Source organism: Bradyrhizobium sp. B120 (genome assembly GCF_049075665.1).
Classification (GTDB): Bacteria; Pseudomonadota; Alphaproteobacteria; order Rhizobiales; family Xanthobacteraceae; genus Bradyrhizobium.
Window position 1 is genome coordinate 7,596,154 of the sequence record NZ_CP185242.1, and the last position, 18,847, is coordinate 7,615,000.

Genomic DNA, 18,847 nt, shown 5'->3' on the forward strand with positions numbered 1-18,847 from the left:
AAGGCGTGAAAAGCGCCGAGCGTGAAAACCCCTCACCGGGGGTGTCGACAGGGAGGTGCATATGAATGACTCAATGAAACGATTGATCGTGCCGCTATTGGCGGGCGCAGCCGCGCTCGCGATGGCCACAGGGATAGCACAGGCGCAGCAGAAAAAGACCATCGCGCTGGTGACCAATGTCGCGGCCGACTTCTGGACCATCGCGGGCCGCGGACTCGAGAAGGCGCAGAAAGAGCACCCGGAATACAATATCGAGTTGATCGTCACTAACGAAGGCACCGCGGCTGGCCAGCGGCGCGAGTTGGACGACCTCCTGGTGCGCGGCGTCGCCGGCATCTCGATCTCGGTCGACGATGCGCCGCATGCAACCGAAGAACTCAACAAGGTCGCGGCCAAGACCGTGCTGATCACGACGGACAGCGACGCGCCGCAGAGCAACCGTCTCGCCTATATCGGCACCGACAACGTCGCGGCAGGCCGGCAGGCCGGTGAGGAGATCAAGAAGGCGCTGCCGAACGGCGGCAAGATCGCGCTGTTCGTCGGAACGATGGACGCCGACAATGCCCGCGAGCGCGTACAGGGCATCAAGGAATCGATCGCCGGCACCAAGGTCGAACTGGTCGACGTGTTCACCGACCAGGTGGACTTTGCCAAGGCCAAGGCGAACATGGAGAACGTGCTCGTCAAATATCCCGACATCGCGCTGCTCTCTGGCCTGTGGAGCTACGAGACCCCGCTGATCTATGATGCGGTGAAGGCCGCCGGCAAGGCCGGCAAGGTGAAGATCGTCGGCTTCGACGAGGACCAGCGGACGCTGCGGGGCATTTCCGACGGCACGATCGAATCCACGGTCGTGCAGCAGCCCTACGAGTTCGGCTATCTCTCCGCCACCAACATCATCAAGACGCTGAACGGCGACAAGTCCTGGATTCCGAAGGACAGCAAGCTGATCGTGCCGACCAAGGTGATCAGCAAGACCAACGCCGCCGAGTTCGCCGGGCAACTGAAGGAACTGCTGAAGAAGTAACTTCAGTCGGCTTCGCCGCCCGGCCGCCACAGGCTGCCGGGCGGGATGCAGGAGGACAAGCCGAATGCCGGAGACGCTGCTCGAACTCAGCGGTATCAGCAAGACCTATCCCGGCGTCAGGGCGCTCGACGACGTCAATCTGCACGTCTGCCGCGGCGAGGTGCTGGGCCTGATCGGCGAGAACGGCGCCGGCAAGTCGACGCTGATGCGCGTGCTGGCCGGCGTGATCGCGCCGAGCGCGGGCGTGATCCGCATCGGCGGCAACGACCACGCAAGGATGACGGTGAACGAGGCGACCCTCGCCGGCATCGCCTTTGTGCACCAGGAGCTGAACCTGTTCGAGAATCTCGACGTCGCGGCCAATGTCTTCATCGGACGCGAGAAGCTCGCCGGCGGCCCGCTGAAGCTCGTCGACAATGCGGAGATGCGCGCCCGCGTGACGCCGCTGCTGCAACGGCTGGGCGCCGATTTCACGCCGAACACGCTGGTCGACAATTTGTCGATCGCGGAGCGTCAGATGGTGGAGATTGCCAAGGCGCTCTCGATCGATGCCCGCGTGATCATCATGGACGAGCCGACCTCCAGCCTGACGATTTCGGAGACGGAGCGGTTGCTGGCGGTGATCGCCGACCTGAAGGCGCACGGCATCTCGGTGATCTACATCTCGCACCGGCTGGGCGAGATCATGAGCTGCGCAGATCGCGTCGTGGTGCTGCGCGACGGGCGCACCGTGGGCGAGCTGGCGCGGGACGAGCTGAGCCATGCCGCGATGATCCGGCTGATGATCGGCCGCGACCTGAAGGCACTGTATACGCCGCCGGCGCGCTCGTCGCAGCCGGGCGGCTGCGATATCGCCGGCGTCGTGACGACCGCCTTTCCCGACCGGCAGGTCGACCTTTCCGTGCGGCGCGGCGAGATCCTCGGCCTTGCCGGGCTCGTCGGCGCCGGCCGCACCTCCCTTGCCCGCGCGGTGTTCGGCGTTGACCCGCTGCTGGGGGGCGAGATCAGGATCGACAACGAACCGGTCGGTGTCGCCTCGCCGCGCGATGCGATCAGGCAAGGGATTTACCTCGTGCCGGAGGATCGCAAGAAGTCCGGGCTGGTGCTGGAGCTGCCGATCCGGGAGAACGTGACGCTCGCGAGCCTGCTGGATCATGCGCGGATGTGGCTGGTCAACGGCGCGGCCGAACGCAAGATCGCGAAAGACCAGGCCAGGAGCCTGTCGATCAAGGCGCCGAGCCTCGACATCGAAGCCGTGACGCTCTCCGGCGGCAACCAGCAGAAGGTGGTGCTGGGCAAGTGGCTCTCGATGCAGCCGCGCGTGATGTTCTTCGATGAGCCGACCCGCGGCATCGATGTCGGCGCCAAGAGCGAGATCTACGCGCTGATGCGCAGCCTCGCCGACCGCGGCGTTGCGATCGTGATGATCTCCTCCGACATGGAAGAGGTCATCGGCGTCTCCGACCGCGTCGCAGTGATGCATGAAGGCAGTGTCAGCGGCGTGCTCGAGCGCGACCAGTTCAGCGAATACAACGTGTTGAGGCTGGCGGTCGGCCAGGCGCTCGAAACCCTGGAGACCGCTGCGCCATGATGAAGAAGGAACTCGGCCTGTTCTTGCTGCTGGCGGTGATCTCCGCCATCACCGGCGCGATCAATCCGGCCTTCCTGTCGTTCGTGAACTTGCTGAACATGGCCAATCTGATTGGCCTGTTCGGTGTGTTTGCACTGGGCGAAGGTCTCGTCATCATCACCGGAGGCATCGATCTTTCGCTCGGCTCGATGTTCGCGCTGCTCGGCGTCGTCTTCATCGACCTGCTGACGACGTATCAGGTGCCCTGGCCCTTCGCGCTGTTGCTGGTCCTGATGGGCGGGCTGGCGCTGGGCGGCATCCAGGGTTTCCTGATCACCCGGCTGAAAATGCAGCCCTTCATCGTGACGCTGTGCGGGTTGCTGATCTATCGCGGTGCCGCGCGCTATTACACCAGCGATTCGACACGCGGCTTCGGCTATGGTGACGAGGCCAGCACGCTCGGCAACATCGCCTCCGGCAATATCGCGGGCATTCCGAACACCTTCATCTTCCTGATCATCCTGGCGCTGATCCTCGGCGTGCTGCTGCATCGTTCGGTCTACGGACGTTGGCTTTATGCCGTGGGCAAGAACGAGGAAGCGGCGCGCTTCTCCGGTATCAACACAAATATCGTGATCGCGACCGCCTATGTCATCAGCGGCGGCCTCGCCGGCGTTTCGACCGTGATGTTCGTCTTCTACACCAACTCGGTCTCTCCGAGTTCCTTCGGCAATTTCTACGAACTCTACGCGATTGCAGCTGCGGTCCTTGGCGGCTGCAGCCTGCGCGGCGGCGAGGGCTCCATTCTCGGCATCGTGCTGGGCACAGCGCTGCTGCAGGTGCTGCAAAACCTCGTGAACATCCTCGGCATTCCGAACTCGCTGAACTTCGCGGTGATGGGAACGGTGATCCTGATCGGCGTGCTGGCGGATCAGCAATTGCAGGCCCGGCGCAGGCGCAAGGCGGCGCTGGCCGGCCTCGCCCGCACGGCGCCGCGAGCAAAGGAAACCACAATTCGGCAAAGCGCATCTGCGCACGGCGCAACGGCGTTGCCGACCAGTGCGGGCGATCAAGCATGACTCGACTGCGAAGAACCACGATCGGGAATATGGCCGCGGCGACTTCGGTAGAGGAACAAGGGGAAGAGAGTTCAATGCGCAAGACTGATCGAGCATACGACGCTCGCGTCCACGTTGGCCCTGCACGCCGAACCCGGTGGGACCGCGGACAGACCCTCACCACCGTCGTGAAAGGCTTTGGTGTGCGCGCAGTTTCTATCTCAAGTTGACGGTTCGATACATTGACGGGGCACGTTCCAGGCCGAAGGGCTTTGGGCAGGGACGTGAGACAAAATGGACAAAGCCGGGGACGCTGGGAGTGCAGAAAATGTTGCATAGGTCTGTAAACACCGCGCGGGCATGCGGCGTGGGGATCGCTTTGTTATCTTTGTTCGGCGGCGGCGCGCATGCGGCCGATCTCTTAACGAAAGCTCCGCCTATTCCTTACGCTGAGACCGATGATTTCTGGACGAGACCGTATCTGTTCGGCGATCTCGGCAGAACGCAACTGAAGGAGCGGGGTATCTCGCTGGCCCTGACGCTGGGCGACGAAGCCGTCGGCAATTTGTCGGGTGGCAACAGGAACACCGCGACCCAAGCCGGGCAGCTGTTCTTTCAGGCCAAGTTCGATATGGCGAAGCTTGCCGGCATCCAGGGCGGCCTGGTCGGCCTAACGCTGGTCGACCGCTTCGGCCACAACCTGAACGACGAGGCGGGCATTCCGGCCTTGCAGCTGACCAACGAAGTGTTCGGCCGCGGCAATATCCTGCGCCTCACCGAACTCTACTACTCGCAGAAGCTGTTCGATGACCGCCTTGAACTCAAGGGCGGCCGTCTTCCGGTCGGCTCCGACTTCTTCTTCGGCCTGTGCGAGTTCATCAACCTGACCTTCTGCGGCGGCCAGCCCGGCAACATCCAGGGTGGCTACATCTACAACTGGCCGGTGAGCCAATGGGCCGGTGTCGCACACTACAACTTCGCCAAGGAATGGCAGCTTTCGGTCGGCGTCTACGACGCCAACCCGAACTATCTGACAACGTCGGACTCCGCGACCTACTTCCTGCCGGGCGTTCCCGGCTCGAGCCGGGCCTCCGGCGTGCTGGTGCCGGTCGAGGTGGTCTGGGCGCCGAGCGGTCCCCTGAACGGGACCTGGCGTTTCGGCGGCTGGTATGACAGCGCGTCGACGATTGACGGTGGCCTTCCGGGTATCATCGCGATCGCCCCGGGCATCGGCGGCGTCTCGGACCAGAATCTGGGCGATCAACGCGGCCGCTATGGCATCTACGAATCGATCCTGCAGCGACTGACCGTTGAGGGTGCAAAGGCACAGGGTTGGTACATGTTCCTCAACACGACGGTCGCCGATCACCGGACGTCGTATCAGGACTACCAAGTCGCCCTGGGCTTCCGGCACACCGGAACGTTCTCCTGGCGTCCGGAAGACGAAGTCGGTTTCGCAGTGGGTACGACCCACGTGAATTCGGCTGCGCTCACCCTGAATGCGGGCGGAAACGAAGTTCCGATCGAAGCCTGGTACGGCTGGCAGGCGACCGGCTGGATGAACCTCAAGTTCGACGCCCAGTACGTGATCAATCCCGGCGGGCGCGGCTATAATGGCGCCGGCATCAAGACCGAGAATGCCTGGGTCCTTGGTCTGCGCACGCTGGTGCACTTCTGAGCCGGAGGGGGTTGCCAACATGCCCGAGCGAGGCCAGCCATGGTAACCCCTCACGACGCCGGGCTGGCCGTCCTGGAGTTGAAGGGCATCGGCAAGGAGTTCGGCGCCATTCGCGCGTTGCATGGCGTCGACCTGCGCGTTTCTCCCGGCGAGGTGGTCGGCCTGATGGGAGACAACGGCGCCGGCAAGTCGACGCTGGTCAAGATCATCGCCGGCAACTTCCCGCCGAGTCACGGCGAGATCCGCTTTGACGGCAAGCCGGTTCATTTCGCCCGGCCGATCGATGCCCGCGCGGTCGGTATAGAAGTGGTCTATCAGGACCTCGCACTCGCCGACAATCTCACGGCAGCGGCCAATGTCTTCCTCGGCCGTGAGCTCAAGCGCAAGCTTGGTCCGTTCGCGTTTCTCGACCACAAGGCGATGGCAGCCCGCGCGCTGGAGCTGTTCGGCGAGCTGCGTTCGGAGACCCGACCGCACGATCTCGTCAAGCAGATGTCGGGCGGCCAGCGTCAGGCGGTCGCGATCGCACGGACTCGGCTGTCCAATGCCAAGCTCGTGATGATGGACGAGCCGACGGCCGCGATCTCGGTCCGCCAGGTCGAGCAGGTGCTGAGCCTGATCCATCGCCTGAAGGAACAGGGCGTCGCGGTGATGCTGATCTCGCACCGCATGCCCGACGTGTTCGCGGTCTGTGACCGCGTCGTGGTGATGCGCCGCGGCGAAAAACGTGCCGACAAGGCGATCGGCGACACCAGCCCCGAGGAAGTCACCTCCCTCATCACGGGAGCGAGAGAGGCTGCGTAATGGCCACGCCCCTGGAATCTCCCATCACCTTCACCAATGTCGGCAAGACCAAATGGTGGCAGAGCGGCTTCTTTGCCTCGCAGACCGGGTACGTCCTGCTCGCGCTGGTGGCGCTGTTCGTGGTGATGAACTTCGCCAGCCCCTACTTCCTCACCGAAGGCAATATGCAGAATGTGGCGAAGAACTTTTCCTTCATCGCCATCGCCACGCTCGGCGTGACCTTCGTCATCATCACCGGCGGCATCGATCTCTCGGTGGGCTCGGTGATGTGCTTTTCCGCGATGATCACCTCGATGGTCATGACGCAAATCTCGACACCCGGCATGCCCGGCGCGGAGTGGTTCGTGCATCTGGCCGACGACGGCAAAACCGTGATCGCAAATGTGCCCGGCCTGATCCTGCTCGTCTCGGTCCTGGCAGGACTCGGCGTCGCGCTCATCGTCGGTCTCGTCAATGGCTTCTGCATCGCGGTGATCGGGCTGTCGCCTTTTGTCACCACGCTCGGCATGCTGTCGATCGTGCGCGGCCTCGGTTACGTCGTCTCCAACGGCCGCGGCAGCTTTCCCAGCGGCCCCGAAGCCGATTATCTCTACGCGCTGACATCCGGCGTCGTATTCGGCATGCCGGCGCCTTTCATCTATCTCGTGGTTCTTGCGGTGGCGATGGCGATCGTGCTGCACCACACCGGTTTCGGCCGCCACGTCTTTGCGGTCGGCGGCAACGAGAAGGCGGCCGCGCTGACCGGTATTCCGGTCGTACGGGTGAAGATCGAGATCTATGTGATCTGCGCGCTCGCCGCGGGCCTGCAGGGCATCATCGTCTCGGGCTGGCTGGGATCGGCGCCGGCAAACATGGCGACGTCCTACGAGCTCAACGTGATTGCAGCCGCCGTGATCGGCGGCGCCAATCTCGCCGGCGGCGCCGGCGGCCCGCTCGGGGCGATCGTCGGCTGCGTGCTGCTCGAGGTGATCCGCAACGGCCTCGTGCTCGCGCAGATCAACTCCTACTGGCAGCAGACCTTGGTGGGCGTGATCATCATCGCAGCGGTGCTGGTCGATCGTCTTCGCTCGCGCATGGCCTGAAGAGTTCGTCCTGGAGGATCGTCATGTCCGCCTATCCGCCTTCGGGAGTCGCTGATTTCAAGAGATAGGCACAAAAAATGTGGAGGGAAACAATGAAGAAGGCACTGCTTGCCGCTGCGGTCCTCGCCATGATGGCGACACCCGGCTTTGCCCAGAGCTACAAATTCGTGATCGTGCCCAAGGCGATGAACAATCCGTTCTTCGATTTCGCGCGCGACGGTTGCCAGAAGCGCGCCAAGGAACTCGGCAACATCGAATGCATCTACAAGGGTCCTGTCGAGCACGAGCCGGCGACGCAAGCGCAGATCATCCAGGACTTCATCACCCAGAAGGTGGACGGCCTGGCCATCTCGGTCGCCGATGTCGCGGCCATGACCAAGTCGATCGAGGCGGCAAATGCGGCCGGCATTCCCGTCATCACGTTTGACGCGGATGCGCCGGGCTCGAAGCGGATTGGCTATATCGGCACCGACAACAAGGAGTTCGGCGTCGCGCTCGGCAAGCAGTTGCTGAAGCTCCGGCCCGATGGCGGCAAGTACGCGATGGTCTCCGGCGGGCCAGGTGCGAAGAACCTGGCCGAACGCGTCGATGGCGTCCGGGAAGCGCTCAAAGGCTCGAAGTGGACCGAAGTCGGGGGATCGCCGACGTTCTGCAACGACGACCCCGCGCTGGGCGTCCAGCAGATGACCGATCTACGCACCGCCGTTCCCGATCTCGCGGCGATCATCCCAGTCGGCGGCTGGCCGATGTTCGCCCCGGAAGGCTTCAAGGCATTCGCCAGCAAGAGCAAGAAGGACCTCGACGCCGGCAAGTTCACGCTCGTCGTGGCCGACACGCTCAAGATGCAGCTTGAACTTCTGAACGAGGGCTATGTCAACGCACTGATCGGCCAGCGTCCGTTCGAGATGGGCGAGAAAGCGATGGATACGCTGCTTGCCATCAAGAAGGGCCAGAAGGTGCCGGAGATCATCCACACCGGTCTCGACGTCGTGACAAAGGACAACGTCGCAGCGATGCTGAAGTAGCAGCGTGCGCCGCCCGGAGGCGGCGTCGCCTCCTCGTGGAAAATTGCGGCCCGGCGCACAAGATCGGGGCCCTTGGTGACGGGGGAAGGCTACCGCGCCTTCCCCCACACCAACTGAACCTACGATATCTTATCCAATCCCTTGCATAGGAAGTCCGACGCCGAATTCGACAGCAGTGAAAGTAGCGGGGGTCCGCTCCTGTCCGAAACCCGCCCGGTTTCGGACAGGAGCCGCGTCCTCGACCCGCCCGTTGAACTGGTTGGTATCGAACTCTGTGCGAATGGCGTCGGGCCAAGCGGCCCTCCCCTCTTCGATCGCGTCGATGCTCATTGTTGTGTCTCCTTGGGATAAGTGATCCACGCTGCGTTACTCGACGCCGAGCCCGGTCTGGGCGCGGACGTGCTGCGCACCGAACAATGCGCGGACAGAAGCCGCCGCCGCACTGCGGTCCAGCACCGACACCGCCCACGATACGGCGAAGGCGAGCGGAACCGAGACCAGGGCCGGATTGTCGTAAGGGTCACGCGATAGCAGCGCGCTCAGCCGATCCGAACCGATCGACGAGAAAATCGATGAAGAGCCGGACCTTGACGGCAAGATGTCGCGTCGGCGGATAGACCGCGTAAAGGGTGAGCGGCGGAGCCGAATAGTTCGCAAGCACGGCCTGGAGGCTGCCGTTCTTCAGGGCCTCCGCAGCGATGAACTCCGGTATCAGCGCGATGCCCTTGCCCCTGATCGCCACGTCGCGCAGCACCTCTGCGTTGTTGACGCACAACGACCACGCCGGCTGGATCCAGTGCACGCCGTCGCTGCCCGTCAGCTTCCATTGATTGCCGGTCAGCAGGAAGCCGTAGGTCAGGGAGATGTGATCGCGCAGATCCTGCGGATGGAGCGGCGTGCCATGACGCTTCACATAATCGGGCGATGCGCAGACCAGCCGCGGGACGGGGACGATCTTGCGCGCGATCAGGCTCGAGGATTCCAGTTCGGCAATGCGCAGCGTGACGTCGAAGCCGTCCTGGACGGGGTCGAGAAGATCGTCACTCAGCACGAGTTGAATCTGAAGGTCCGGATATTTCGTCATGAAATCGGCGAGCGCGGGCCCAAGGCGCATGGTGCCGAACGACATCGGCGCATTGACGCGCAACAGGCCGCGCGGTGCCGATTGCAACTGGGTGACCGCCTGATCCGCCGCATCGACGTCCGAAAGGATGACCACGGCCCGCTCGAAATACATCTGGCCGTTTTCGGTCGGACTCGCGTGCCGGGTGGTGCGGTTCAGCAATTGCACCCCGAGGCTTTCCTCGAGATCGCCGACATATTTGCTGATCGCCGACCGCGAGAGCCGCATCTGGCGGCCGGCCTCGGCAAAGCTGCCGCTTTCGACGACCTTCACGAAGGCTCTCAGGCTCGCCAGCTTGTCCATCTACCCCTCGATTGTCGCCAAATCGTAGACATAGATGCCATAAAACCATGAATTGTCCTCAGAACAAAGCCGTCCGATATGTATTCGCGAAACGAAGTTGCTCATTCGAGCTGGAGGAAGAACATGTCAGGACTTCATCATGTCACCGCCATCGCTGGTGACCCCATCAGGAATTTTGGCTTCTACACGCGGGATCTCGGCCTGCGGTTCGTCAAGCGGACCGTCAATTTCGACGATCCGGCCACCTATCACTTCTACTATGGTGACGAGACCGGCCGGCCCGGCACGATCCTGACGTTCTTTCCCTGGCAGGGCGTTCCTCCCGGGCGGCGGGGCGTCGGCGAGACCCACCAGACCGCCTTCCGCGTGCCGCAACGCTCGCTCGGCTACTGGACGCAGCGTTTCCTCGAAAAGGGCATCCATTACGAAGCGCTGGAAAAGCGGTTCGGAGAATCGGTGCTGCCGTTCACGGATCCGGACGGCATGGCGCTGGCGCTCGTCGGCGTGCCGGGCGCCGAAGACGAACCGGCCTGGAGCAATGGCGACGTTCCGGTCGAGCACGCGATCCGCGGCTTTCACGGCGTGACGCTGCTGCTCGACAATGCCGGGAAAACCGCGGCGGTCCTGACTGACGTGTTCGGCTTCAAGGAGACGGCCCGAGAGGGCTCCGTGATCCGCTACAAGGCGGCCGGTGACGTCAATGGCAGCGTCGTCGACATCTATGAGGCGAAGGGATTCCTGCACGGTCATCAAGGCGGCGGTTCGGTGCATCACATCGCATTCCGCGCGGCCGACGATGCCGAGCAGAGCAAGATGGCGCAGAAGCTCGTGGAGAATCACGGGCTGCATCCGACCGAACAGAAGGACCGCAACTACTTCCGCTCGATCTACTTCCGTGAGCCGGGCGGCGTGCTGTTCGAGATCGCGACCGACATCCCGGGCTTTGCCGTCGATGAGCCGGTGGAGACGCTGGGACGCGAGCTGAAGCTGCCGGGCTTCCTCGAGACGCATCGCAAGGAGATCGAGGGTGTCTTGCCGAAGCTGGAAGGAGCCGTGTCGTGACGGACGCCCCCTCATTCGTCTATCGCTTTGAGAAAGCCGGCAAGGCCGACGCGCCGCCGCTCTTGCTCCTGCACGGCACCGGCGGCGACGAGAGCGATCTGCTGCAATTCGGCGCCATGATATCGCCGGGCTCGGCCCTGCTCTCGCCCCGCGGGCGCGTCCTCGAACACGGCATGCCGCGTTTCTTCCGTCGCCTGGCGGAGGGCGTGTTCGACGAGCAAGACGTGCGCAAGCGCGCGCTCGAGCTTGGGGCATTCGTCGAAGACGCGCGACGACGCCATGGCATCGCGGCGCCGATTGCGGTGGGATTTTCCAACGGCGCGAACATCGCGGCCGCGCTTCTCCTGATGAAGCCGGACGTTCTCGCCGGAGCAGTCCTGCTTCGGGCAATGGTGCCGCTGTCGGACCCGCCGAAAGCCAGGCTCGACGGCAAACCGGTGCTCATCTTGTCGGGCCAGGCAGACCCGATCGTTCCGGCCAGCAATGCGGCCAGACTGTCGGCGATGCTCGCGGATGCGGGAGCCAAGGTGATCCTCAGGACACTGCCGGCCGGTCACCAACTGACGCAGGTGGACGTCAGTCTGGCGCGAGATTGGATAACCAGCGTCGATGCCCGGGTCGCCTAGCTTGATGCGAGCCGAACTGTCCGGCAGTTCGGCTCCATTGCCTTGGATACGCCTGTCAGTCGCCTTCCATCACCTCGACCACGCGCGCCGCGAACAGCTCCTCCTGGTCCAGCTCTCCTTCCAGCCGGTGCATGATGCTGTCGTGAATGCGTCCGCCGTTGAAGAGCTCCAGCAGCTTGCTGCGGCCGGCATCCACCGCGATCAGCACAGCACGATAATGCTGCAGCCTCCGCTCTTCGTGCGGGCCCTTGCCGAGGGCGTGCTCCTCGGCAATCGCCAGACGATGCCCGTACTGCTCAACGAGTCGCGGATGCGCATGCTTCCCCTCGCCGTCAAGCGAATGTGCGCGGATCGCATCGAACTGGGCACGCGCGATTTCGGCCCGGATCGCCTCTTCGGACAGCGTTTCGTCTCCGTGCAGCAGGAACTCCTTCCCGGTCAGCGTCTTCGCCACCGGACCAAGCGTCAGTCCGAGGACGACGATGGTCGCGGCGACGACGCAGAAGGTCACGAACAGGATGATGTCGCGGCCCGGAAAATGCTCCGGCAATGACAATGCGGCGGCGAGGCTGACGACCCCGCGCATCCCGGCCCAGCTCATCACCAACGGAACGGCCAGCGGTGGATAGGGATCCCGCGCGCGGAGCGACGGGATCAGTGCTCGCGGAATGTAGGCGGTCGGGAAAATCCACGCGAATCGAGCCAGCACCATCACCGCAAAGATCGTCGCGGCTGCCGGCGCAAGCGTGCGCACGATCCCCCAATCCGAGCCGAACCGGTGCAGAACGCCGCGAAGCGCCAACCCCACCAACACGAAGACCAGCGCCTCCATCACGAAGGTCACGACGGACCACACCGCCAGCGCCTGCACGCGCGACGCTGCGCTCAAGGCCTTGTGCTGCAGGCGTCCAAGGACCAGCCCGCACGCAACCGTCGAAAGCACGCCCGACACGTGCAGCCGATCGGCTAGCAGATAGGCGGCCCAGGCCGACAGGAAGGTCCAGACCACGGTCAGCCTGGCATCGGTCAATCGTCCGGCGACGAAGGCGCAGATCCAGCCGAGCGCGAGACCGATACCGACGCCCACGGCCGAAACGTAGACGAAGCTTGCCGCGGCCGCCTCCGCGCTGAAAGCACCGGTCAGTGCGGCGGCGACTGCGAAACGAAAGAGAACGAGGCCCGATGCGTCGTTGATGAGGCTTTCGCCTTCGAGAAGGACAGCGATGCGCGGCGGGACGTTGAGATGGTCGAGCACAGCCCGCGCCGCGACGGCGTCGGGCGGCGAAACGATTGCGCCAAGCGCAAAACACGCGGCCCAGGGCAATGCCGGGAAGAAGAAATGCGTCACGACACCGACCAGCAGGGTCGTCAATACGACGGCCCCGACCGCCAACTGCAGGATGATCCTGAGATTGGCGCGAAAGTCAGGCCACACCGTGAAGTAGGCGCCCGAGAGCAAGAGCGGCGGCAGAAACAGCACCATGACGAAGTCCGGGTCGAACTCCACCTCGGGAAGCCCCGGAACCAGGGCCAGCAAAATGCCGGCCAGCACCAGCACCGACGCGGATGGGAGGCGCAAGCGACGGGCCACCGTGTCGAGCACGACGGCAATCATCAGCAGCAGAAGGATGGTCTGGAAAGACTCGGCTGAACTCATCGCGCGCTAGGCCGTCTTTTCCGGTGCAGGCTCGCTTCCCGCCAGGAACACCGCCGGTAACGCGATCAGCGGAGGCAGGACGAAGCACCAGGTGCCGAACTTGGCATAGAGGCAGGCGCCCGCCGCGCACCCCAAGGCGAACGCAGCCACACTCGCCGACATCTTGCCCAAGCGGGGCTTTGCAACAGTCAGAACTGAGGCCGGTGCGCGCCGCAGGACGTCAGCGACATCGATCATGATCTGGGTCGTCGTTCCCGTCATCAGAGTGCTGGGCGGGTCCGTCCCCATATGGATGCGATGAGCCGCGTTCTGAATGGCCATCGCGGCAACGAGAAGCATCCCGGTGACGATCGCCTGCCAGCTGTCGCCTTGCGTGAATGGCCCGAAATGGACGGCTGCTGCGCCACCTATCGCGAGAAGCAGCGTCTTGATCGCCAGCATCGAGCGGAGGATCGGCAGTTCCATGACCGGGAGATAGAAGCTGAAGATCCTCGTCACGATCACGACGACGCAGAAGACAGGAAGCGCAAGCAGCTTGGCCAACGCCCCGGACGTCCCAAGCACGATGGCAGCACCGAACGTGACGAAGTTGCCGGTGACATGCGCCGTGAACAGCCCCTGAAGGGCGAGGAAGCCGGCCGTATCAACGAAGCCTGCGTTGAGGCTCATCAGCAGGGCAAGAAGGGAAATTGGCTTTGACATGCTACCAGCCATACTGGAGTTGGACACCGAGATAGTTGCTCGTGTGCCCGCCGGCGCCGAGGATCGTATTGCCGACGGCGAAGTGTACCGCTTCGATCGCGCCGGTGAGATGATCGTTGAAGGCGTAGTCGAGGCGCAACTGCCCGTACGCACCCGTCCAAGCGCTTCCGGTTCCGGCCGTTCCAGCGACCGGCACGTTCGGCTGCACATAGATCGCATCAGCCGTCGTCTGACGCCACTGGAACGCAATCGCCACCATCACTTTGAGCCGATCCGTGGGATTGACGAAGATCGCAGGCTTGAGATGGATGAGATTGGTGTACCCCGTATAGCCACCCAGCGTGAAGTAGTAGCCGTTCGGAAACAGCGGATTGAAAGTCTCGACCACACCGTCTCCAGGGTGGCGGTCGCCCGATGCCGCGTCAAACTGCAGGCCGATACGCGGCTGCCATGTCACATCGGAAAAGGTGTAGCCGGTCCGCGCACCGACCGCCCAGGCCCGTACGTCCGTCGTACCGACCTGACCGGCCTGCCCCATGGCCTCGAGGTCCCAATCGAATCCGGCGCCCTTGCCTGCGAATCGTAGGTCCAGGATATGGCGTTGCTCATCGCCGCGCGCGTCGAGATATTTGGCGTCGCTGCGCTCGTAGAGCGAATAATAGCCGGACAGCTCGTCGCTTCCGAACACCTTCCGTTCCACGCGCAGGGTGCTGAACTTGAAGCGGTCGTTCGACGTGTCGTCGAACGGACGCACGTCGAAATATTGAACGGGTCGGCTGACGAATCCGAGGATGCGCCAGGCACCGCTTTCCCAATCGGCCCAGACCGCGTCGAAGGATTGGCGCACGTTCGGTCCGTCCCGCGATGAAACGAAACGCTGCAGGTCGAAGGCAAAATCCTGACGTCCGGCACGCGCCTTGAAGGTGCCCGCCGCAGTGGTGTTGACATACTCGATGAATGCCAGGCGCAGATCGAGGCGGTCCTGATCGACCGAGGAGACGTTCAGCTTGTCGAAGGCACGATCGTCCTCAAGCTGGACGAACGCCCGCCAGTTCTCGTCGAAATGCACGTCGGCATGGACCTGAAGCCGTTGCAGGAGGTAGCTGTCCGCGGGGGTCTTGCTGGTTCCGAATGCCGCCGCATTGTTCGACTCGAAGCGCTCGCGCAACGTGGCCCCAAGCGAGACGTAGCTCTTCGGATCCGTGGCCCACAGGGGAATGTATTTGAGCCCGTCGAAAGCTTCGGTCCGCAACCTGGGATCGGCAAGCACCGACCAATCCTCGGCCCATCGGTTGGCCTGGATCGCAGGGCGCTTCGCGGTCGCGTCATCCGCGTCCGCCGCAACGGCGACATGGACTGAGGACGCGATCGCCAGAAGGGGCAATAGCGTCCTGACAATTCGGGTGTCGATCCATGCCGGCATAACGACCATTACTTCAAGGCGCGTTCGAGGGGCTGCTGGTCTGCACGGGCAGCGTGTTTGGCAGGCGTCGGATGTATCTCCGCGATGTAACCGCCCGGAAACTGCACGATCGCTGCGGACCTTCCTTCGGTTGTGTAGGGTTCGACAAGGACAGCGGCTCCGGCCGACTTCGCCTTGGCAAGCGTTGCGTCGAGATCCGCCACCTCATAGCCCGTCGTCTCGCGGCCGTAGGGATAGGGCAGCTGACCGTCGGTCACGAGCACGACCATCTTGCCGAATGCCGATTCGATGCGAAGCCTCTTGTAAGTCTGTCCCGTCTTGCCTATCTCGATCCCGGGGGCCTTCGCGGTTTGCGACACCACCCTCCCGCGCGAAAAGGTAAGGAAGCTCCGCACGAACGCATCCGCCCTGTCGGCCGAAACATATACCCGGTTCTCCGGGATCTTCTCGAAGGCCGCGTAGTTCGGCTTAGTCGTGTGCCAGTAGATCTGCATGTTGACGCCGCCCGGCCACTGGATCACTGCGTCGCGCCCGATCGGATCCGGGAAGGTCGTGACGATCACGTCGGCGCCCGCCGCACGGGCGGCCTTGACCGCAACGTTAATGTCGCTGACCAGATATCCGTTCCGCTCAGTGCCGAACGGATACGGCACCGGCGTCTTGAAGCCGAACAGAGAGACGGTGCCGACCGGTGTCTGAAGCAGCTGCGACGTCGTGCTGCTCGGCGTAGGCGTGACCGTTGCGACCACCTGCTTGGTGCTCTGACCGCCGAACGTCGCCAGAAAGCTCGACACGAACTTGTCCACGTCATCAGGCGCGACATAGACATGCGTCGTGTCGTATTGCGGCGCCACCGCAACCATCTCCCTGGCCTTGCCCGCATCCCTGGCGACCGCTGGCGCCGCTGCGGCAATGGCCGCAACCGACAAGAGCAGGATCGATGCCGATAGCCGTTTCATGGACAACTCCTTGAGCGAGATTGGACTAGAATTCGCTGATTCGACGAGGTTGCGTCTTTTCAGCGCAGATCGTCACGACGACAAGACCGGCGATGAGGCCGAGGTGTTCGAAGAACGCATTGAGCGCCATGAACCGTTCGTGGCCCGTGGACAGCCAAAACGCGTTCGCGGTCAGCATCGCCACGAACGTCAGAACGCCAAGTCCGCCGGCGCCGAGCCAGACGAACCGGTTGGCGATGACCAGCAGCGAGCCGCCGAGCTCGACGACGATCGCGGCCACGGCCCACAGCCAAGCCGGCTGCAGACCGAAATGCGCCTGTTCGGCGACGGCTGCCGGAAAATCGGCGAGCTTCTGGATGCCGCCGATCAGGAAGGCGGAAACCAGCGCGCCCCTGGCGATCGGCAGCAGCCAAGGCCAGGACAGGATGGCTGCGATCCAACGCGGCGTGCCGGCCTTCGCAAGCATCTCAAACCGCCCAGCAGGCACAGCCGAGCGCGCCCCAGAAGCTCTTGAGGTCCGAAACCGGCAGCTTGCCGGTCCAGGCGCGCGCATGGTCATGACCGTGCACGCCGCAGCCACTGCTGCAACCGCACATCTGCATGGCGTTGGCCCGCACCGCCTTTGCCTTGCCGTCAGCTCCCAGCCAATCGCCATAGCCGCCGAAGCTGCGCACCGGTGACCAATCCGGCATCGCCGGCGGCGGCGCGTTGGCGTCGAGCGCCTTGAAGTCTCCGGCACCGTAAACGATACGGCCGCCGACCACCGTAAGGTCGCTCGACGTATCGGCGATCTCGGCCTCGCTGCACGAGAAATAGTCGCGATCCGGAACGATCAGGTCGGCGAGCTGCCCGACCTCGATACGCCCCTTCTTGCCTTCTTCATTGGAGAACCAGGTGACATTCTCGGTCCACATCCGCAGCGCCGTTTCGCGGTCGAGGCAGTTGCGCGGCGGTGTGAGCCGCAAACCGCCGACCGTCATGCCGGTCACCAGCCAGGCGAGCGAGACCCAGGGATTGTAGGATGCGACCCGGGTCGCGTCGGTGCCCGCGGACACCTTGACGCCCTTGTCGAGCATCTTCTTCACCGGCGGCGTCGCTTCGGCGGCACCGTAACCATAGCGCTCGACGAAATACTCACCCTGATAGGCCATGCGGTGCTGCACGGCGATGCCGCCGCCGAGCGCGGCGATGCGATCGATCGACTGGTCGGAAATCGTCTCGGCGTGATCGAAGAACCAGTGCAGTCCGTCCAGCGGCATGTCCTGGTTGACCTTCTCGAACACGTCGAGCGCGCGCGAGATCGTCTCGTCATAGGTCGCGTGCAGCCGCCACGGCCATTTGTTCTGGACGAGGATGCGAACGACGCCCTCGAGTTCGCCCTCCATCTCCGGCGGCATGTCCGGCCGGGCGACGCGGAAATCCTCGAAATCGGCGGCCGAGAACACCAGCATTTCGCCGGCGCCGTTGTGGCGGAAGTAATCGGTGCCCTGCTGGTATCTTGAGGTCCTGGTCCAGTTCAGGAAGTCGTCCTTCTCGCCCTTCGGCTTCTGCGTGAAGAGGTTGTAGGCCAGCCGGATCGTGAGCTGCCCCTCGTCCGAGAGTTTCTGGATGACCGCATAGTCCTCCGGGTAGTTCTGGAAGCCGCCGCCGGCGTCGATCGCGCCGGTGACGCCGAGCCGGTTCAGCTCACGCATGAAATGCCGGGTCGAATTGACCTGGTACTCGAACGGCAGCTTCGGGCCCTTCGCCAGCGTCGCATAGAGGATGTTGGCGTTCGGCTTGGCGAGCAGGAGCCCGGTCGGGTTGCCTTTCGCGTCGCGCGTGATCTCGCCGCCCGGAGGCTCCGGCGTATCCTTGGTGTAGCCGACGGCGCGCAGCGCTGCGGCATTGAGCATGGCGCGGTCGTAGAGATGGAGGATAAAGACCGGCGTATCCGGCGCGACCGCGTTGAGCTCGTCGATCGTCGGCAGGCGCCGCTCGGCGAACTGGTGCTCGGTGAATCCGCCGACGACACGCACCCATTGCGGCGGCGGCGTGATCGCGACCTGCTTGCGCAACATGGCCATTGCGTCGGCGAGCGACCACACGCCGTCCCAGCGCAGCTCCATGTTGAAGTTGAGCCCGCCGCGAATGATGTGCAGATGATTGTCGATCAAGCCCGGCAGCACGCGCCGTCCCTTCAGATCGATCACTCTGGTCGAGGGTCCGGCCAGCGGCATCACGTCGTGGTCGTGGCCGACCGCCATGAAGCGCCCGTCCTTGATGGCGACGGCGCTGGCGGCCGGGTTGGAACGGTCGAGCGTGCTGAAAAGGCCGCGATGCAGAATCGTATCAGGAGCGCTCATGACGCCTTCTCCGCAACATCTGTGGTTGTCTTGACTTCCTCGGCGTGCCGCCCCGGCAGCAGGCCGAACATGTGAGGCGCGCACTTCGCCTGCCGCCATGCGGCGGCAAGGCCCTCGCCGACGACGACCTGCCTAGCGACGGGAACGATCTGCTCGCCAATGAGGATGCCGAGCAGGCCGACCAGCGCCACCAGAGGCGGTGCGGGAGAACGTACGTTGAGCAGGCTGTAGATGACGCCGACCAACAGGCCGGCGCCAAGGGACAGAATGTAGATCTTCATCGCACCCCTCTCGGAGGATGGAGGGAGAAATCAGGCGGCCTAAGGCGCGATGAGATCAGCTCGTCGCGCGTCAGCCCCTTGCTTGAGCATGATCTATTCGGAAAACCGCTTCGCGCTTTTCC

At 63.7% G+C, this 18,847-nt stretch carries 18 protein-coding genes; 9 read left to right on the top strand and 9 right to left on the bottom strand.

Annotation, left to right across the window (positions count from 1 at the left end; translation table 11 throughout):
• Positions 1 to 61 precede the first annotated feature (61 nt).
• The 7 genes from ACOIX3_RS35325 (at position 62) to ACOIX3_RS35355 (ending at position 8,244) form a co-directional block, all read left to right on the top strand.
• Complete coding sequence (locus ACOIX3_RS35325) at positions 62 to 1,027, top strand: sugar-binding protein (protein ID WP_420966666.1); 966 nt, start codon at positions 62 to 64, stop codon at positions 1,025 to 1,027.
• A gap of 64 nt (positions 1,028 to 1,091) precedes the next feature.
• On the top strand, positions 1,092 to 2,618 hold the full coding sequence (locus ACOIX3_RS35330) for a sugar ABC transporter ATP-binding protein (protein WP_420966667.1): 1,527 nt from the start codon (positions 1,092 to 1,094) through the stop codon (positions 2,616 to 2,618).
• Positions 2,615 to 3,676 carry an ABC transporter permease gene (locus ACOIX3_RS35335; protein WP_420966668.1) on the top strand — a complete coding sequence of 354 codons (1,062 nt, stop codon included), beginning with the start codon at positions 2,615 to 2,617 and terminating at the stop codon, positions 3,674 to 3,676. Before ACOIX3_RS35330 ends, ACOIX3_RS35335 begins: the two co-directional genes overlap by 4 nt.
• Before the next feature lie 307 nt (positions 3,677 to 3,983).
• Entirely contained in the window at positions 3,984 to 5,333 is a 1,350-nt protein-coding gene (locus tag ACOIX3_RS35340; protein ID WP_420966669.1) for a carbohydrate porin, read from the top strand.
• A gap of 39 nt (positions 5,334 to 5,372) precedes the next feature.
• Complete coding sequence (locus ACOIX3_RS35345) at positions 5,373 to 6,137, top strand: ATP-binding cassette domain-containing protein (RefSeq protein WP_207835400.1); 765 nt, start codon at positions 5,373 to 5,375, stop codon at positions 6,135 to 6,137.
• Positions 6,137 to 7,219: an ABC transporter permease gene (locus tag ACOIX3_RS35350; RefSeq protein WP_420966670.1), complete on the top strand. Its 1,083-nt coding sequence runs from the start codon at positions 6,137 to 6,139 to the stop codon at positions 7,217 to 7,219. Before ACOIX3_RS35345 ends, ACOIX3_RS35350 begins: the two co-directional genes overlap by 1 nt.
• Positions 7,220 to 7,311: 92 nt before the next feature.
• Positions 7,312 to 8,244, top strand: coding sequence for a sugar-binding protein (locus tag ACOIX3_RS35355; RefSeq protein WP_176533336.1), 933 nt, complete (start codon positions 7,312 to 7,314; stop codon positions 8,242 to 8,244).
• A gap of 129 nt (positions 8,245 to 8,373) precedes the next feature.
• On the opposite strand, the gene ACOIX3_RS35360 is transcribed toward ACOIX3_RS35355, so the two are convergent.
• Entirely contained in the window at positions 8,374 to 8,574 is a 201-nt protein-coding gene (locus ACOIX3_RS35360) for a hypothetical protein (protein ID WP_420966671.1), read from the bottom strand.
• 190 nt (positions 8,575 to 8,764) lie between these two features.
• Positions 8,765 to 9,670 (bottom strand): LysR family transcriptional regulator, encoded by a 906-nt coding sequence (locus tag ACOIX3_RS35365; RefSeq protein WP_420966672.1) that lies wholly within the window; start codon positions 9,668 to 9,670, stop codon positions 8,765 to 8,767.
• 123 nt (positions 9,671 to 9,793) lie between these two features.
• On the opposite strand from ACOIX3_RS35365, the gene ACOIX3_RS35370 reads away from it, so the two are divergent.
• Positions 9,794 to 10,732 carry a ring-cleaving dioxygenase gene (locus ACOIX3_RS35370; RefSeq protein ID WP_420966673.1) on the top strand — a complete coding sequence of 313 codons (939 nt, stop codon included), beginning with the start codon at positions 9,794 to 9,796 and terminating at the stop codon, positions 10,730 to 10,732.
• Positions 10,729 to 11,358: an alpha/beta hydrolase gene (locus ACOIX3_RS35375; protein WP_420966674.1), complete on the top strand. Its 630-nt coding sequence runs from the start codon at positions 10,729 to 10,731 to the stop codon at positions 11,356 to 11,358. The genes ACOIX3_RS35370 and ACOIX3_RS35375 overlap by 4 nt, the downstream gene beginning before the upstream one ends.
• 55 nt (positions 11,359 to 11,413) lie before the next feature.
• Here the strand turns inward: ACOIX3_RS35375 and ACOIX3_RS35380 are convergent, their stop codons facing one another.
• The 7 genes from ACOIX3_RS35380 to ACOIX3_RS35410 are packed head-to-tail and all read right to left on the bottom strand — an operon-like array spanning position 11,414 to position 18,725.
• Entirely contained in the window at positions 11,414 to 13,015 is a 1,602-nt protein-coding gene (locus tag ACOIX3_RS35380) for a Na+/H+ antiporter (RefSeq protein WP_420966675.1), read from the bottom strand.
• Positions 13,016 to 13,021: 6 nt separating this feature from the next.
• Entirely contained in the window at positions 13,022 to 13,717 is a 696-nt protein-coding gene (locus ACOIX3_RS35385; RefSeq protein ID WP_420971871.1) for a YoaK family protein, read from the bottom strand.
• A gap of 1 nt (position 13,718) precedes the next feature.
• Positions 13,719 to 15,140: an alginate export family protein gene (locus tag ACOIX3_RS35390; RefSeq protein ID WP_420966676.1), complete on the bottom strand. Its 1,422-nt coding sequence runs from the start codon at positions 15,138 to 15,140 to the stop codon at positions 13,719 to 13,721.
• Positions 15,141 to 15,148: 8 nt separating this feature from the next.
• Positions 15,149 to 16,099: a glyoxalase gene (locus tag ACOIX3_RS35395; RefSeq protein ID WP_420966677.1), complete on the bottom strand. Its 951-nt coding sequence runs from the start codon at positions 16,097 to 16,099 to the stop codon at positions 15,149 to 15,151.
• A gap of 25 nt (positions 16,100 to 16,124) precedes the next feature.
• Positions 16,125 to 16,565 (bottom strand): DoxX family protein, encoded by a 441-nt coding sequence (locus ACOIX3_RS35400; protein WP_420966678.1) that lies wholly within the window; start codon positions 16,563 to 16,565, stop codon positions 16,125 to 16,127.
• Position 16,566: 1 nt separating this feature from the next.
• Positions 16,567 to 18,444 (bottom strand): amidohydrolase, encoded by a 1,878-nt coding sequence (locus ACOIX3_RS35405; protein WP_420966679.1) that lies wholly within the window; start codon positions 18,442 to 18,444, stop codon positions 16,567 to 16,569.
• Positions 18,441 to 18,725 carry a XapX domain-containing protein gene (locus ACOIX3_RS35410; RefSeq protein WP_420966680.1) on the bottom strand — a complete coding sequence of 95 codons (285 nt, stop codon included), beginning with the start codon at positions 18,723 to 18,725 and terminating at the stop codon, positions 18,441 to 18,443. Before ACOIX3_RS35410 ends, ACOIX3_RS35405 begins: the two co-directional genes overlap by 4 nt.
• Between the last annotated feature and the right edge of the window lie 122 nt (positions 18,726 to 18,847).

What these genes read in the sequence shown, in the direction of transcription:
- ACOIX3_RS35325 (WP_420966666.1), top strand. Translation starts at nt 62, where the DNA reads ATGAATGACTCAATGAAACGATTGATCGTGCCGCTATTGGCGGGCGCA.
- ACOIX3_RS35330 (WP_420966667.1), top strand. Translation starts at nt 1,092, where the DNA reads ATGCCGGAGACGCTGCTCGAACTCAGCGGTATCAGCAAGACCTATCCC.
- ACOIX3_RS35335 (WP_420966668.1), top strand. Translation starts at nt 2,615, where the DNA reads ATGATGAAGAAGGAACTCGGCCTGTTCTTGCTGCTGGCGGTGATCTCC.
- ACOIX3_RS35340 (WP_420966669.1), top strand. Translation starts at nt 3,984, where the DNA reads ATGTTGCATAGGTCTGTAAACACCGCGCGGGCATGCGGCGTGGGGATC.
- ACOIX3_RS35345 (WP_207835400.1), top strand. Translation starts at nt 5,373, where the DNA reads ATGGTAACCCCTCACGACGCCGGGCTGGCCGTCCTGGAGTTGAAGGGC.
- ACOIX3_RS35350 (WP_420966670.1), top strand. Translation starts at nt 6,137, where the DNA reads ATGGCCACGCCCCTGGAATCTCCCATCACCTTCACCAATGTCGGCAAG.
- ACOIX3_RS35355 (WP_176533336.1), top strand. Translation starts at nt 7,312, where the DNA reads ATGAAGAAGGCACTGCTTGCCGCTGCGGTCCTCGCCATGATGGCGACA.
- ACOIX3_RS35360 (WP_420966671.1), bottom strand. Translation starts at nt 8,574, where the DNA reads ATGAGCATCGACGCGATCGAAGAGGGGAGGGCCGCTTGGCCCGACGCC.
- ACOIX3_RS35365 (WP_420966672.1), bottom strand. Translation starts at nt 9,670, where the DNA reads ATGGACAAGCTGGCGAGCCTGAGAGCCTTCGTGAAGGTCGTCGAAAGC.
- ACOIX3_RS35370 (WP_420966673.1), top strand. Translation starts at nt 9,794, where the DNA reads ATGTCAGGACTTCATCATGTCACCGCCATCGCTGGTGACCCCATCAGG.
- ACOIX3_RS35380 (WP_420966675.1), bottom strand. Translation starts at nt 13,015, where the DNA reads ATGAGTTCAGCCGAGTCTTTCCAGACCATCCTTCTGCTGCTGATGATT.
- ACOIX3_RS35385 (WP_420971871.1), bottom strand. Translation starts at nt 13,717, where the DNA reads ATGTCAAAGCCAATTTCCCTTCTTGCCCTGCTGATGAGCCTCAACGCA.
- ACOIX3_RS35390 (WP_420966676.1), bottom strand. Translation starts at nt 15,140, where the DNA reads ATGCCGGCATGGATCGACACCCGAATTGTCAGGACGCTATTGCCCCTT.
- ACOIX3_RS35395 (WP_420966677.1), bottom strand. Translation starts at nt 16,099, where the DNA reads ATGAAACGGCTATCGGCATCGATCCTGCTCTTGTCGGTTGCGGCCATT.
- ACOIX3_RS35400 (WP_420966678.1), bottom strand. Translation starts at nt 16,565, where the DNA reads ATGCTTGCGAAGGCCGGCACGCCGCGTTGGATCGCAGCCATCCTGTCC.
- ACOIX3_RS35405 (WP_420966679.1), bottom strand. Translation starts at nt 18,444, where the DNA reads ATGAGCGCTCCTGATACGATTCTGCATCGCGGCCTTTTCAGCACGCTC.
- ACOIX3_RS35410 (WP_420966680.1), bottom strand. Translation starts at nt 18,725, where the DNA reads ATGAAGATCTACATTCTGTCCCTTGGCGCCGGCCTGTTGGTCGGCGTC.